The organism is Vibrio gigantis (genome assembly GCF_024347515.1).
Classification (GTDB): domain Bacteria; phylum Pseudomonadota; class Gammaproteobacteria; order Enterobacterales; family Vibrionaceae; genus Vibrio; species Vibrio gigantis.
In genome coordinates this window covers 1309603-1324955 of the sequence record NZ_AP025493.1, presented here as the reverse complement: position 1 = coordinate 1324955, position 15353 = coordinate 1309603, and the positions used below count along the sequence as shown (strand labels likewise).

The 15353-nt window shown below is 44.0% G+C and carries 12 protein-coding genes; 7 read left to right on the top strand and 5 right to left on the bottom strand.

The features are described 5' to 3' along the window. Position 1: 1 nt before the first annotated feature. Positions 2-1219 (bottom strand): ParA family protein, encoded by a 1218-nt coding sequence (locus tag OCV56_RS22010; protein WP_048660527.1) that lies wholly within the window; start codon positions 1217-1219, stop codon positions 2-4. 1261 nt (positions 1220-2480) lie between these two features. Between OCV56_RS22010 and OCV56_RS22005 the strand changes: the two genes are divergently transcribed. Beyond that, positions 2481-4460, top strand: a complete 1980-nt coding sequence (locus OCV56_RS22005; protein WP_086714653.1) for a replication initiator protein RctB domain-containing protein — start codon at positions 2481-2483, stop codon at positions 4458-4460. Positions 4461-4840: 380 nt separating this feature from the next. Here OCV56_RS22005 and OCV56_RS22000 read toward each other — a convergent pair whose 3' ends face one another. Genes OCV56_RS22000 through OCV56_RS21990 form a run of 3 tightly spaced genes read right to left on the bottom strand, consistent with a single transcriptional unit; the run spans position 4841 to position 7122 of the window. After that, on the bottom strand, positions 4841-5359 hold the full coding sequence (locus OCV56_RS22000; RefSeq protein WP_086714652.1) for a transcriptional regulator: 519 nt from the start codon (positions 5357-5359) through the stop codon (positions 4841-4843). Next, the gene (locus OCV56_RS21995; protein WP_086714651.1) at positions 5356-6288 is read right to left on the bottom strand and encodes an ATP-binding cassette domain-containing protein; all 933 of its coding nucleotides are present in this window, start codon (positions 6286-6288) and stop codon (positions 5356-5358) included. Before OCV56_RS21995 ends, OCV56_RS22000 begins: the two co-directional genes overlap by 4 nt. Positions 6289-6297: 9 nt before the next feature. Beyond that, entirely contained in the window at positions 6298-7122 is an 825-nt protein-coding gene (locus OCV56_RS21990; protein ID WP_086714650.1) for an ABC transporter ATP-binding protein, read from the bottom strand. Between the two features lie 362 nt (positions 7123-7484). Between OCV56_RS21990 and OCV56_RS21985 the strand changes: the two genes are divergently transcribed. Beyond that, entirely contained in the window at positions 7485-7679 is a 195-nt protein-coding gene (locus OCV56_RS21985) for a hypothetical protein (protein WP_017061218.1), read from the top strand. Positions 7680-7868: 189 nt separating this feature from the next. After that, entirely contained in the window at positions 7869-8429 is a 561-nt protein-coding gene (locus tag OCV56_RS21980) for an NADAR family protein (RefSeq protein ID WP_086714649.1), read from the top strand. 159 nt (positions 8430-8588) lie between these two features. On the opposite strand, the gene OCV56_RS21975 is transcribed toward OCV56_RS21980, so the two are convergent. Continuing rightward, entirely contained in the window at positions 8589-9347 is a 759-nt protein-coding gene (locus OCV56_RS21975; protein WP_086714648.1) for a substrate-binding periplasmic protein, read from the bottom strand. 88 nt (positions 9348-9435) lie between these two features. Here OCV56_RS21975 and OCV56_RS21970 point away from each other — a divergent pair, with 88 nt between their 5' ends. The 4 genes from OCV56_RS21970 to OCV56_RS21955 all read left to right on the top strand — a co-directional run bounded on the left by OCV56_RS21970 (position 9436) and on the right by OCV56_RS21955 (position 15353). Then, positions 9436-11868, top strand: a complete 2433-nt coding sequence (locus OCV56_RS21970) for a response regulator (protein WP_086714647.1) — start codon at positions 9436-9438, stop codon at positions 11866-11868. A gap of 269 nt (positions 11869-12137) precedes the next feature. After that, entirely contained in the window at positions 12138-12797 is a 660-nt protein-coding gene (locus OCV56_RS21965) for an HAD family hydrolase (RefSeq protein ID WP_086714646.1), read from the top strand. Between the two features lie 359 nt (positions 12798-13156). Continuing rightward, positions 13157-14230, top strand: coding sequence for a 4-hydroxyphenylpyruvate dioxygenase (hppD, locus tag OCV56_RS21960; protein ID WP_086714645.1), 1074 nt, complete (start codon positions 13157-13159; stop codon positions 14228-14230). Continuing rightward, the gene (locus OCV56_RS21955) at positions 14223-15353 is read left to right on the top strand and encodes a homogentisate 1,2-dioxygenase (protein ID WP_086714644.1); all 1131 of its coding nucleotides are present in this window, start codon (positions 14223-14225) and stop codon (positions 15351-15353) included. The genes hppD and OCV56_RS21955 overlap by 8 nt, the downstream gene beginning before the upstream one ends.

Genomic DNA, 15353 nt, shown 5'->3' with positions numbered 1-15353 from the left:
GTTATCCCTGATTAAGTGAAGGCCAGTTGCTGTGTAATACACGCTCTAATTCTAGAGCACTTTTTTGTACTGCGTCTTGAGCGACAGCCAGAGTTTTCTTACCACCTTCGAAGTCGCTAACCGTGAGATCGAAAACCGTGCTGTAGGTATCGGCGCAGGTTTCAAAAGCACGGCTTCTTGGAATCGTCGCCATCATAACTTGGTCATTCAGCAGGTAGTTCATTTCAGTGAGAACCGAAACCTGCTTCTTGTTGTCATCTTCGAACATGGTTGGCATAAGGCGAACAAACTCAAGCCCTTTCCAATCGTCCGGGAACATCTCGTACACCGTTGGTAAGTGCTGGAAGAAGTTAACCGTTGAAGCCCAGTCCAAACGCTTTGCAGCACATGGAATCAGAAGAGCGTTCGACGCGTACATTGCGTTCCACACTAGTGGATCTACGTGTGGGCCGGTATCAATCATAATCACATCAAAATCATCGGCGATTTTGTCGATAAGCTTCTCTTTAAGAAGACGAACGATATCAAGTGACTGATCTTGAGACAGGCTTTGCCACGCTTCCGCGTTAAACATCGCATCTTCTGGGAATGCAGAGATTGTCTTCAGATTTGGATACTGAGTTGGCAAGAGTACATTTTTTCGAAGAAACTCTAGGTCAACGTCCTGCCCTTCGGGCACGTTGTCCAACATGATATCAACGGCAGAATAAATACTGTCGTGCTCTGCACCACTGATTTGTGGGTTTAAGAACAGACGTAATGAACCTTGTGGATCCAAGTCAATCAGACAAATTCGGTAGCGCTTATCTAAATTTAGAGACAAACAAGCCGCTAGGTGAACCGCGGTCATTGATTTACCGGTACCGCCCTTCTGGTTTTGTACGTTGATAATCCAAGGCTTGTTGTCTGCATGCTGTTTGCGTTGGTGGAACTTTGGCACTTCCGCCGCGTCCATCAGCATGTGAGCTTCAGTCAATGAAATCGAGTAATGATTGGCGTTGTTCTTTGTGAACTGGTGACCATCCGCTTCAAGCTTGGTAATCGCCTCATCCAATTTTCGACGAGTTAAGCCAGAACGAGTCTCCATCATAGCTTTAGACATTGGAGGGAAATGTTCATCACTTCGCTCTTCCAGAATAATCTCAATTCGGTCAGCCTGAACTTGTTGAGTTTGTTCGGCCAGCTGATAGAGCTTATCAATCGTTTGTTCTCTTTTCATTGCCAGTTTCCGTAATGATTAACTAAGTACAAATTGTACAGCGATTAACAACAAACACAACAAAAACATGAACATACATTTATGAGTAAAATCACATAAAATAGACTGTATTTTTACAGTTTGATGAAACAATGGCTAAGACAAACACAAAAAATGACCGTTTTTGTTATGTATAACCATGCTATTTCTGGATTACATTTAAAATGTTACAGCATCACTTATTTACAATGTAAATGCACTTTCATCAAAAAACCTTCGGAACGATTGAAATACAAGCATAGATTACGGTTCGTGTGATTTGCATTCGAAATTGTGAGCTTTTCAACCGAGAAGTAGTCAAAACCCCAAAATAGCATCGCAAATACGAAACCACGACGAGGTGAAGCATCACTAGTTAAAAGAGAGTTGAACCTAACACGGAAGAATGATCATGGAATACATCACGCGTAAGAGAATTGATAAGGCTCTATTATGAAGCATGATCAAGGTGTAAACTCATCAATATTGATCCGCACGAGTGACTGTTCGAAATGATCAACTTCCGGAAAAATGATCAAGTAAATATAGTTCCGGAAGCATATAATTTAGGAGCTAAGTTACGGACAAATGCTTTTGCAATGGGGATTCAAGGCCTATAAGGCCCCATTACTTGGAAATTCAATCTGCACAGACTCAGAATACAGAAACATGACAATTTCGTGATCATGCTTCCTAGATAATGCGCGCCCGCTTTAATGACATCCAAGCCAGCCGTTAACACTAGCTTCAGAACAAATTTTGCACGTAATAGGGTAGGAACGTTAGAAAAGCGCACTTACTTGATCATTGTTCCGATAGATAAGCGATTAAAACTATCCACATTGACGAGTTAGAAGTGACTCAACAAACCATGTTCAATTATGGACTGTGGATAAGCTGTACAAGTATAATGATCATGCTTTCGAACCAATAATGATCATGCTTACAATAGCTTAATGATCATCGTTCTGACGCCCTGTGATCATGCTTTCTTCTGTTTAATGATCATACTTTCGGACTCTTTATGATCATGCTTTCCAAACGACTTTTTTTTTATGCTTTAAATTCAGCATCTTAAACGCAAACCCACGTTCAGATCATTAGATCACTTAATCATTTAAGATCATATTAATCAAAAAGATCAGTTATTTAAAAGCCAATAAATTCTCTTTATTTATGATCATTCTTTCTTTATCATTCAGGAACTATAGTGAAATTACGGTTAGTGTGATACGGATCAAAAATGAAACCAGAAGAGAAATTGTTAATTAAGGCACGAAGCCACAAAGATGGTCATTTATTTGAGGTATCTGAAACAGCCGTTGAATGGATAGAACAATATCAACACTTCAAAGGTGTCACCAAAAGCATAGTTGAGCTTCTTAACCTAATTTCACTTCGTGGATTTAGCAGCAAAGACGGATATGTTTCAACCACCGAGATTATCGAATCAACCGATGGCCAAGTCACTCGTGCGGCCTTACAGCAAAGGCTAAGAGCCGCTGTAAATATTGGATTGTTCAAACAAATCCCCGTTCGCTTTGAAGAAGGCCTTGCTGGTAAAACCATGTTGCATCGCTTTGTGAACCCAAACCAATTGATATCGGTACTGGGTGCCACCAGCTTGGTGACAGAAAGCGTGAAGCAAAATGAAAAGCAAAAGCGCTCTAAAGCCCTAGCTCAAACTAAAGTAAACAAACGCTTACTCAATGAGCATGGACTTAATACTCCCCCGACGATGAAAGATGAAGCGGATCAATTCATTGTTTCGCCAACCAATTGGGCGGGGATTATTGATCAAGCGTTAGCGCCACCAAGAACTCGCAAGAGCTATCAAAAATCCATGGTATCGATCTCTGGCACTCGAGCTGTGATCGAGACACGATCTTCTAAAAATATCATGACAGTTGACGATCTGATGACGCTATTCGCGTTATTCACACTCACGGTTCAATATCATGATCATCACCAAGATGATTACCATCTGGATGCGAAGCACACACCAAACAAAACACCACTCTACATCACTGATATTTTGTCTTTACGCGGCAAGAAAGACAGTGGTCCAGCACGTGATTCGATCCGCGACAGTATTGATCGTATCGAGTTTACGGATTTCCAACTGCATGAGCTTACTGGCCGCTGGCTTAGTGAGAACATGCCAGAGGGCTTTAAGAGTGATCGTTTCCGATTCTTAGCTAGAACCATTACCGCATCGGAAGAGGCCCCTACAGAGGGCTCTGACGGCGAAATTCGCATTAAACCAAACCTATACATCCTGGTTTGGGAACCTTCGTTCTACGAAGAGCTACTGACACGTGATTATTTCTTCCTATTTCCGCCAGAAATTCTGAAACAACATACCTTGGTCTTCCAAATGTATTCGTACTTTAGAAGCCGTATGGCACGCCGTCATTCAGATTGCATGCTGTTAAGTGAACTTAATCAGAAGTTGGCTCGCAACATCGATTGGCGTCGATTCTCAATGGATCTGATCCGTGAATTGAGAAAGCTCGGCGAAGCTGGGGATCAAGAAGATACCTTCCTGGTTAACCTGTGGGGTTACCATTTGACGATCACAGCTTTGATCGAGAAAGGGAAAACTACAGACTATCAAGTTGATATTAAATGTAACGTGGAAGAAGTATTGCGTTACTCGAGAGCCCGTACCACCAACGCCGGCAAACGTAATATGGCACCAACTCTGCCGAACCCACTTCGTAACGAAATGGTATCGAAGCAAAAGCTGGAAGAGCTGTCCGAGATTATCGATGGTGAGTTTGAGCCCATTCAGCGCAAAGCACCGTCGCCAAGAGGTAAATTGGGACGTCGAGTTAAGCAGCGCAAACACTCTGTTGAGATCAATGCTGACGAGATCATGATTACTCTCTCCAAATATACCTCTGCAGAGGCGCTAGAACGCAGTATAACGGCTTTATCCGCTATGACAGGGCACTCACATGCTTCAATCAAAGAAGAGTGTTCAGAGCTCATTGAGAAGCTTGATTGGTTGAGAGTAGGGGAGGACGTTATCCCATACGAAACACTGAGTCGCTTGATTGAGCTTTATAACGACCGTGATAGCACCAGCAATCGCCACCTGTCCATTGAACGTTTGATATCTGGTTTAGCTGTGCGTCGTAAAGTGTGTAAACAAGTTCACGAAGGTCATCTAGACGAAAATGTGTTCCTTGCGCTCGACGAAATGGCGATTGGCCACTAGTCATTATCCTGTCGCGATGAGCCTGTATTTACCATCGCTGAATGGATAGTTTGAACACATTAGGTGCTGATTAAAATCGCACCTAACGCTGACAAAGTGATGACAATGTAGCGCATCCAGTTGATTAGTATTTGTCCCGAATAGACAACCTTTGTCCTTTCTTATGATTAATAGATTGGCTCATATTTTGTTACATCATACTGAATAGATTTTTGCGAGTTCCTAAGGGACTCGCTTTTTTTTGCCTGAAATTTGCCTGGTCATTACAATTCAATAGTTTACAGGATTAAATCCCGAAGCATGATCAAGGCTAGATCGTGCTTCTATGGATCAAACTTTGATGAGACTCTGGTTTTAATTTTTGATCGAGAAGGCGTGGATCAGTGGATCAGGCGTTGAATACTACCTTGATCATCGTTTCGGGGATGGGTAGCCATAAAGCGCACATGCGATTCGATCAATTTTTCAGACTCTGCTTTCCAACGTAGTTCTTTCTGTTGGTTCGTAAACTCCAAAGCTAATACACACAAGTGTTGTAGTCGCTGTGTGCACCACTCTTGTAATCCTAGTTCTGATTTTGGATCACATGACACGGCTTGCAGCTTGCTATAGGCAAACATCAGGTATTGGTAAGCTTTTTCTTGATGGCTTGAGTTACTGGCCTCCTGCGAAGCTAGCCTCGGATTCGATGAATCCGAGAGGTGGCGATAGAAAGTAAAGATTCTCAGGCATCCGTCTAGCCAACATGCGATGCCTTTGCTCTGCTCATCCGTGATCAACGGCCCCCAGAGTGCATCTGGAGGCGTTAAGATCAAAGGTTCTAACCGGTCCACTTGATCATGCTTTCGGTTTTTGTACCAATCTCCGATCCGCTCTAACCAAATGTCTAGTTCATTCATGCAACGTTATCCCACTGTTTTACAAAGTGATTATCAGAAATTTGTTTGATTTCATGCTGTATTTCACAGCTTTGCTCTCGAATTCGATCTGCGTTTATTGAATAGTTTGGCTCATTTTTGACGAGTTCGCCAAATGGCAGATCGGGATCGGGAACGGCAGAGATCAACAGCTTAGTGTACGGATGTTGTGGGTTGGTTAAGATCGACTGTGTTGATCCCCATTCGACGATCTGCCCTTTGTACATTACCGCCGTCTCTTCTGCGATGTAATGTGCCGTAGCAAGATCGTGAGTTATGTACAAAAAGCCAATCCCTAACTCTTTCTTCATTTTTTGCATCAGGTTTAACACGCCAAGTCGAATCGAAACATCCAGCATCGAGGTTGGTTCATCAGCAAGAATAACCTCAGCACCAACGGCCAGTGCTCTGGCTAGGTTAACCCTCTGCCTTTGGCCGCCACTGAGCTCGTGCGGGTATTTGGTAAGAGTTTCGATGGGTAACTCCACCAGCGTTAATAACTCGTTGAGGCGCTCTTTGAGAGCCCGATTATTGTCAACTTGCTTATGAATCTTAAGTGGGCGCGTTAAATGGTGCTCAATGGTGTGAGTTGGATTGAGTGAACCGAAGGGATCTTGAAACACCATCTGCACACGGCTTCGATAGTCCAAGATATCTTTACGACTTTTAAGTGTAGAAATGTCTCTGCCTTTGAACAGTATCTCTCCCTCTGTCGCAGGGTAAACCTTGGTCATCAATCGTGCGCAGGTGCTTTTCCCGCAGCCTGATTCACCAACCAGTGCCAGTGTTTTACCCGCATGTAAGTCAAAACTCACCCCATGCAGTGCTCTAAAGATCTCTTCTTTACCAAATCCACCACCAACAGTGAATTCTTTAACGAGGTTTTTTACTTGGAAAATTGGTTGTGACATAGAGTTCTCCTAGCACGCCGTCGCGTGAGCATGTTCATGAATATTAGGGAAAGAACTCCATAGCTTTTGAGTGTAGGAGTGTTGTGGGTTGTTGCGAATCTCATGGGCTTTGTTGATCTCGACAATCTGGCCGTGGCGCATGATGGCAATGCGATCACACAATTGGCTCATTAGGGCGAGGTCGTGGGTTATGAACAATATTGAGAAACCAAACTCTTCTCTGAGCTGGTGTATTTGCTGCAGAATCTCGCGTTGTACAACCACATCCAGTGCAGTGGTTGGCTCGTCCATGATGATCAGCTTCGGGTTGAGGGCGAGAGCGATGGCAATCACTAAACGTTGACGCATTCCGCCACTGAACTGATGCGGGTATTCAGTTAGACGATTACGTGGAATATTCACAAGGTCGAGCAGTTTCTCGGCACGATCTTTAGCCTGTTCATTGCTCATGCCTTTGTGGTGACGTAGTACATCGGCAAACTGCTCTTCGATGGTTAATACAGGGTTGAGCGAGTTCATTGCGCTCTGGAACACCATGGCGATCTCACTCCAGCGCAGCGTGTTGAGGTGGCTATCGGATAGGCTCAAGAGGTCTTGTCCGTTAAAAAGAATTTGGCCGCCCGAGATGAAGGCGGGCGGCTTATGCAGGCGGTTAATGGCAAATGCGATGGTGCTTTTACCACAACCTGATTCTCCCGCTAAGCCGAAAATCTCGCCTTGGCCTATGCTAAAACTGACGGACTTGACCGCATTAAAGTCACCGTCATCGGTGATGTAGTCGACACATAGATTCTTCACTTCGAGAAGTGGTTTATCTGAATTTCCCACAGACATGATAAATACTCATTTATGATATTGATAACCATTATCATTAACATGTGTTGAGTTTAGTGAAAGCGATGAGCACGAAAAGGATGAAGTGCCTCGAAAATTATCTTGGGTTATTTCACGAATTTTCAGCAGAAAAGAAGCACTGACAGAGTAGAAAATGAGAGTTGGATCAAACCACATTTCTTATGGGGAATCTTTTAAATGTAATTGCAGAAAATGGCTTTGGCAAAGTTTAAATGAGGCATTTATTAATTAGCTTTGTGAAGCGTCGGAATCATCACACTTCAGTACAGAATTTCTTAACAAGCGAAAAAGCATTTGCTACAGATTACCTGTCCATTACATGGTGCTTTTCGGAGGAAAACATGTCCATTAATTCTATCAACCATGATGAAATGACAAATATTGCAAACAAGTGGGATGCTGAAGAAGAAGTATCTTTCAAACCGGAAAAGAAAATGAAGTCTGCTGAAGCTCGTCGTCGTATCGAGACTCTAAGAGAAATTAGAGAAAGCGGTTTGAGTTTGGAAGAAGCGAGGGAGCTAGGTCTTATTCATTAACAATCCCTATTATATTTAGAAGGGTGGCATAATGTCACCCTTTGATTTATAAGTACTTTTTCATGACTCCTATCTAGACCAAATCAACATATTAATGCTTTACCTCACTGTACCTAATCGCTGTTCCCTTTTGATATTACGCTTTTAAGATGAAAAACACGCACATGACATACTCTTGAACTAAGTTGTTTGACAGTAATATGCAACGCCACTAATTTTAAAGTTAAAGCAAAAATATGCGATATCGTTGGTAAGGAGAAGGCTATGTCTAATTCTGTGGGTCAAGATAAAGAAGTGCTGTTTTACGAACCTGAAGATCCGAACGGATACCTGTCAAATTTTGCCGCTTGTCCCATCAAAGTCGATGATCAAGTATGGGCAACCAGCGAACATTATTATCAAGCAATGAAGTTTGGTTCTGAAGCGCTACGTAATACCATTTTGGAAGCCAGTACACCTGCTGAAGCGTTCTCTTTGAGCCGTGACTACGAAGACCAAGTTCGAGAAGATTGGTATGACATTCGTGTGGAAGTGATGCAGTTTATTGTTACGGAGAAGTTCAGACAGAATCCGCAGTTTGCGTTGTTTCTTACCAATACCGGAGATTCGGTGATCAAAGAACATTCTCACAAAGACCACTTTTGGGGCGATGGCGGTGATGGAACTGGTGAAAACCATTTAGGTAAGATTCTGATGACAGTGCGTCAACAGCTTCGTACTCAGCAACTGCATTTGATTGCTTCACATTGATTAGTTGATTCAGATCTCGGGTACATTTGTCCCTAAAGATATATTAAAAGGCCGCCCTGCAATTTAAACAGGGCGGCCTTTTGAGTTTTTAAAAATTGGGTATCGGAGATAGTTAAAGTGCGTTACTAAGCTATTTGTTTTAAGTGATAGGTTAGCTAGCTATAAGTAACTCTGTACGATGTCGTCGAGTTGACCATCACCTTTCATTTGGTCGAGACGTTGGTTAATGAAGCTTTGCAGCTTAGGATCCATCTCAGGGTCAAACGCCAGGTGGATAGGATAGTTATTGATTACAGAACCAAAATCTTGCATCTGGTAGTCATCAATATTTAACTTCTGTTCGTTTAGGTTGTATTTGATTCTCGACTCCATTTCCACAAACACGGTATCGCCGGGCGTGCGGTTCAGGACTCGAAATGCAGCAGTGTAATCTTTAACTCGAATCTCGTTGAGCTTGCCTTGCTGGATGTAAGGTTCCAAGTTCGGATACTCAAACCCTACCAGCAATACCACTGCTTTTCCGTCTAGATCATCGATTGTGTTGAACTCAAATGGCTTTTTACCGCTACTCAGTAACACGTGTTTTACATTGTAAATCGGATCTTTAGACAGGTTCACAGATTGGATGTTTCCCCAACTAGGGCTGCCGTAGGTAACCCAGTTCGGGTTTTCTCTTGCATCGAGCTTATCGATCATTCGATTAAAAGGGTAGGTGTGGTAGTTGATCTCATATTGGCTGTCATCAAATACTGCTTCCACAATATCTGAAACCATTCCTCTGTGAGATGACCCGTCAGTTTCGATCTGAAAAGGTTGCGCTTGGCTCGCAATAATGTAGTAGTGAAGAGGCTCGCTTGCAAAAGCATAACTGCTTGAAAACAAACTGACTATGGATGCAAAGATAAGATGTTTTTTCATAACCTTCCCTAGTTATTTGATGAATGACTACTATTATACTAGTTGAGTAATGGTAGTTTGCTAAGATAACAATAATGGTAATTTGTATATGGTGACAAAAGGAAAACGCTACATTGGACTCTCCCGACAGTTGATTGGGACGATAATAGCGATCAGTACCTTATTCACAGTTATAGTGACAGGTCTCGGGTTGTATGTAGAGTACCAAAGTCGAGTTTCTTTTATCAGTTCTCAGATCGAACAGGTCAAGGCTGGCTACCTTTCTGGTTTAACGGCCAGTTTGTGGGTTGAAGATAGAGAGCAATTGTTTGTGCAAGCCGAAGGTATCTCCCGCCTTCCCTCGGTCAGTTACCTTCTCATTGAAAGCCCCGATGAAAAAATCCTAGAGTTAGGTCAAAAGACCGAAGGCCAGTCCTATTCTCAGTCTTGGGAAATGGTGCATCAGATGGGCGGCACAGACTTCCCATTGGCGACACTCACGGTGCAATCCGACTTGAGTATGATCCTCAATGACTTTGAAGAACGAGTGCTACTGTTGCTCGCCTTCGAAGCCGTCAAAATATTCTTACTGTCTCTGGTGTGTTTAACCATCGTCTATCGCCTCGTGGTGAAACGCTTAATGACCATGTCTTCTCAGATTAACCTACAGCAGGTCGAAGACAAAAAACCTCGATTCTTAACGCCAACCGATTCGACTTACAAAGATGAGATCTCGACACTAGAGAGCAGCTATAACCAATCGGTTGAACGTATTCGTCAACAATACCAAGAACTGGAAAAAGCCAAAGACGTTGCTGAGGTGGCCAACCGCAATAAAAGTGAATTCCTTGCCAATATGAGTCACGAAATTCGTACCCCAATGAATGGGATTATCGGGTTGTCGTCTTTGCTTTCTGAAATGGATATGCCGAAAGAGCAAAAAGAGTACATCAACATGCTCAATACCTCTTCGCTTACGCTGCTCGACTTAATCAATGACATTCTCGACTACTCGAAGATCGAAGCGGGGCGATTAGAGCTTCAGCAAGAGCCGATGAAAATGATGGGCATTGCGGCCGACGTTGAATCGACCTTCCGAGTGAAAGCCGAACAGAAAGGGCTTCGATTCCAATTGGCGATAGATCCTAAGATTCCAACCATGGTGATTGGCGACGGTACTCAATTAAGACAAGTCCTAAATAACTTAGTGGGTAACGCTATCAAGTTTACCGAGCGTGGCCATGTCACGCTCTCGCTTCGTTTGGAAGAAGTGGTTGAACCGGAGCAAAAGCTCAGAGTCAAATTCGAGGTTATAGACACTGGTATCGGCATTGCAGAAGACAAACAGAAATCGGTGTTCGATAAATTTCAACAAGCCGACGGCAGTACCACGCGTATTTACGGGGGCACAGGGCTTGGCCTCACGATATGCGAGAAGATCGTGACCTTAATGGGCAGCAAACTTGAATTAACCAGTGTCGAAGGCAAGGGCAGTACATTCTATTTTACTGCTGACTTTGATCCGTGTTTAGAAGCTGACGAAAGCAATATCGATTTCAATAGGGTTTCGGTTCTGCTAGTGGATGATAGCCAGTTGAACATGCGTATAACATCGACACAGCTGCAATCGTTTGGCGTGTCTTCTAAATGTTGCGAAACCGCAGCCCAAGCGTTAGAGCTCGTTTCAGAATCTGTCGAAAACGATGCGCCTTACGACTTGGTGTTGATTGACAAAGTCATGCCTTCCATCGATGGATTTCAGCTTGCAAGAAACCTGATAGAACGTTTCGGCAAAGCCTGCCCTAAGCTAGTCATGATCTCTGCCGACCCTCGTAAGCAAGACGAAATGCACGCCAAGCAGGTGGGCTTTGTTGCTTACATCGCTCGCCCGTATCAAGATAACCAGCTTAAATGGACCATCAGTGAGGTGCTTGCGAGAGCGGCCGATACTTCAGTCTTCACCTATTCCAACAGAGGTGAGGTTGCGTTTAAAGATAATGAACCGGTGCCGTTAGCCAAACCTTCGATGGTTGTTAAATCTACGTCAACTGTCTCTGTTAACGCCACACAATCCGATAAACAAGCTCCAACTCAAGCCGAGTCAAAACCAGTCACAGTTGCCGGAGAATTTAGTGGTACGGTATTGGTTGTTGAGGACTCTCGAGTGAACCAACAAGTCGCCAAAATGATGCTTAAAAAGCTTGGGTTTGAGGTTGATATTGCCGATAACGGTGAAATTGGTGTCGAGAAATTCAAGGCTAACGAATACGAGATGATTTTTATGGATTGCCAGATGCCGGTTCTCGACGGATTTGAAGCGACCAAGCAAATCCGAGCGTTAGAAGAGGGGTCTTCAAAGCACATTCCAATTGTTGCGCTAACGGCCAACGTCGTGCAGCGAGACAAACACTTGTGCTTTGATGTGGGTATGGACGAGTTTTTACCTAAACCGGTTAACCAAGGCAAACTGAGAGAGATCGTGGCGAGTTTTTTGTCTGATAAGAGCAAATTAACGGACGAAAGTGAGCAGAAGATTGTTTAGCTCGGATGTCATTAAATCCAATCGTTAAATCCCAAACTCCGACTTAATCAGTCGGAGTTTTTGTATGTATTCAATAAGTGGCTGCCTTTCTACCCTTTATCATTTTTGCAAAAATGGAGTAGGCTTGATTGTCATCTTCACGAAACATAACTGCCACAGAAATGCGCTCTAATTGTCATGCATTCGCTATAGCATTCAGCCAACTTGAAAGAGTGCTTTATCCGAGTGGGTATTAAACCTTAACGAAATTCAACCAGTGAGAGCCTAAGATGTTCAAACCTTTGTATGTATTTGATATGGATGAAACGCTGATCAATGCCGATGCTGCGATGCTCTGGAATGAATTCTTGGTTGAAAAGGGCATTGCTACAGCACCGAACTTTATTGAAGAAGACCAGCGCTTAATGGGCTTGTATTCGGAAGGTAAGCTGAACATGGAAGACTACCTTGAGTTTGCTATGGAGCCACTGGCTGACATGCCAACTGAGCAAATCAGCGCTTTGGTTGAAGAGTGTGTTGAGCAGCATATTTTACCTAAGCAGTTCAAACAGTCGAAACCCCTGATAGAGCAGCTGGAGCGTGATGATATCGACATGTTGATCATCTCGGCGAGCGTCACTTTTTTAGTAGAAGCAGTGGGTCGTAAGATTGGTATCGAGAATGCACTCGGTATCGATTTGGTCGAAAACCAAGGCCGTTTTACTTCTCAAATATTAGGCGTGCCGAGCTACCGAGAAGGCAAAGTGACGCGTTTAAAAGAGTGGTTAGACAATCAAGAAACCAACTACTCAGACATTCACTTTTATACGGATTCAATCAATGATTTACCTTTGTGTGAACACGCTGATTTTACCTATCTGGTGAATCCATGTCCGCGTTTGAAAGCGTTAGCCGATCAACCGAACTGGTCGATTCTCAACTGGGATTAAAGCGGCTCCCTGATTGGAATAACTTTACTTCAAAACTTATCAAGCCGCTGACTACAGCGGCTTTTTTGCGTCATCAGTCTAATGTTCGATTTATCACCTTAGCTGACAAAAGCACGTCTGTAACAATTCAATAACATCCATTCCTCAGCTGTAAATCAAACCACCACCTTTCAATCCCTTGATAGCACTCACTTTCTTGCCTTAATCATCCGCGTGTAACAAATTTTTTACAAATTGACGGGTTTTTACTGTGATTGTCCATTTTATTTCATGCATTCCATTATCTTCGCTTGTGGGCCAAATTTAATTAAGAATAAAAAACACACAACATAAAACCAAATGGTACAAGGAGAAAGTTCATGGTGGAGTCATACAACCCGCTTGGTACGGATGGATTCGAGTTTGTTGAATACACGGCCGTTGACCACAAGGGAATTGAGCAACTTAAAGCGCTGTTTGTGTCACTTGGTTTTGCTGAGATCGCCAAGCACCGTTCAAAAGAGGCTTGGCTGTATCGACAAGGTGACATTAACTTTATCGTCAATGAACAACCACACAGCCAAGCGGAAGCGTTCGCTAAAGTGCATGGTCCATCGGTGTGTGGCATGGCTTTTCGTGTTAACGAAGCAACCGCTGCTATGGAGCAAGCGTTCAAGGGTGGTGGTGAAGAGTATAAAACAGAAATAGGGCCGATGGAGCTGAGCATTCCAGCCATTTACGGCATCGGTGAAAGCCTGCTCTATTTTGTGGATCGCTATGGCAAGCAGAGCATCTACGACGTCGATTTCCGATTCTACGATGATGCAGAGGAGCGCATGGCCGAAGCCAATGTTGGTTTGTATGAAATTGACCATCTGACGCACAACGTTAAGCAAGGCAACATGGATGTGTGGTCTGGGTTCTATGAGCGTCTTGGTAACTTCCGTGAGATTCGCTACTTCGATATTGAAGGTAAACTGACTGGCCTTGTGAGCCGCGCTATGACTTCACCTTGCGGTAAGATTCGAATCCCAATCAATGAGTCTTCCGACGACAAATCACAAATCGAAGAGTTCATTCGTGAATACAACGGCGAAGGCATTCAACACATCGCACTTGCAACGGATGACATCTACAAAACCGTCAAAACCCTGCGTGATCGTGGCATGGACTTTATGCCAACTCCTGATACTTATTACGAGAAAGTTGACGATCGTGTGAAAGGCCACGGAGAAGACACTGATCTGCTGCGCGAGCTACGAGTTCTGATTGATGGTGCGCCGACTAAAGACGGCATCTTGCTGCAGATCTTTACACAGACCGTAATTGGGCCAGTGTTCTTTGAAATCATTCAGCGTAAAGGCAACGAAGGCTTTGGCGAAGGTAACTTCAAGGCGTTGTTCGAATCGATTGAAGAAGACCAGATTCGTCGAGGAGTATTAGACGATGCATAAATGGATCTCGTTTCCTCATCGGGAGGGTGTGTGCTCTAAACAAGCGCATGCCGACTTCCCCGAAGAGGCCATCTATGAGCGCGAAGCGGGTCGGAGTGGTTTCTTCGGCCCTGCGGCTCACTTTCATCATCAACACGCCCCAACAGGTTGGTCTGAGTGGGAGGGCGATTTACGTCCTCGTGCTTTTGATTTTACGCTGGTGGACAAAGCCAGTCAGATAACCCCTTGGGCTGTGCCTCATCTTTTGCACAACGCGGACTGCAAAATCCGTGTATGGCGCATGGACGAGAAGATGGATTTCTTGGTACGTAACTCCGATGGCGATGAGCTATTGTTCATTCACCAAGGCAGCGCTGATCTCTATTGTGACTATGGTCATTTAGAAGTGAGTGAAGGGGATTACGTGATGATCCCGCGCTCGACCAATTGGCGCTTGGAACCCAGTGAGCCGATGTTCATCTTGATGATTGAGAACACTGATGCGGCTTACTCCTTGCCGGAGAAAGGCATGGTCGGTAATCACGCTGTGTTTGATCCGGCAGTACTCGATATTCCTTCGATCAATGATCAATTCCGTGCTCAGTATTCAGAACACCAGACTCAGGTTCAGGTAAAACGCCACGACAAAGTCAGCGTGATCACCTATCCGTTCAATCCATTGGATGCGATTGGTTGGCATGGCGACTTAGCGGTAGTGAAAGTGAATTGGCGTGATATCAGGCCGCTGATGTCACATCGCTATCACTTGCCACCTTCTGCACACACAACGTTTGTGGGCGCTGGGTTTGTCGTATGTACTTTTGTACCACGCCCGATTGAGAGCGACCCAGGTGCGCTGAAAGTGCCGTTCTATCACAACAATGATGATTATGACGAAGTGCTTTTCTATCACGCAGGGGACTTTTTCAGTCGCGACAATATTGAAGCGGGCATGGTGACTTTCCACCCTGCGGGTTTCACTCATGGGCCTCACCCGAAAGCCTTTAAGGCTGGGCAAGCGTATAAGAAAAAGTTCACCGATGAAGTGGCTGTGATGATTGATACCCGCCATGCACTGCAGTTTTCTGATGAACTCGATAGCGTTGAGAACAAAGAATATGTCTACAGTTGGCAAGAGAAGTAA

Coding starts and splice junctions, on each gene's coding strand:
- OCV56_RS22010 (WP_048660527.1), bottom strand. CDS start 1,219: ATGAAAAGAGAACAAACGATTGATAAGCTCTATCAGCTGGCCGAACAA.
- OCV56_RS22005 (WP_086714653.1), top strand. CDS start 2,481: ATGAAACCAGAAGAGAAATTGTTAATTAAGGCACGAAGCCACAAAGAT.
- OCV56_RS22000 (WP_086714652.1), bottom strand. CDS start 5,359: ATGAATGAACTAGACATTTGGTTAGAGCGGATCGGAGATTGGTACAAA.
- OCV56_RS21995 (WP_086714651.1), bottom strand. CDS start 6,288: ATGTCACAACCAATTTTCCAAGTAAAAAACCTCGTTAAAGAATTCACT.
- OCV56_RS21990 (WP_086714650.1), bottom strand. CDS start 7,122: ATGTCTGTGGGAAATTCAGATAAACCACTTCTCGAAGTGAAGAATCTA.
- OCV56_RS21985 (WP_017061218.1), top strand. CDS start 7,485: ATGTCCATTAATTCTATCAACCATGATGAAATGACAAATATTGCAAAC.
- OCV56_RS21975 (WP_086714648.1), bottom strand. CDS start 9,347: ATGAAAAAACATCTTATCTTTGCATCCATAGTCAGTTTGTTTTCAAGC.
- OCV56_RS21970 (WP_086714647.1), top strand. CDS start 9,436: ATGGTGACAAAAGGAAAACGCTACATTGGACTCTCCCGACAGTTGATT.
- OCV56_RS21965 (WP_086714646.1), top strand. CDS start 12,138: ATGTTCAAACCTTTGTATGTATTTGATATGGATGAAACGCTGATCAAT.
- hppD (WP_086714645.1), top strand. CDS start 13,157: ATGGTGGAGTCATACAACCCGCTTGGTACGGATGGATTCGAGTTTGTT.
- OCV56_RS21955 (WP_086714644.1), top strand. CDS start 14,223: ATGCATAAATGGATCTCGTTTCCTCATCGGGAGGGTGTGTGCTCTAAA.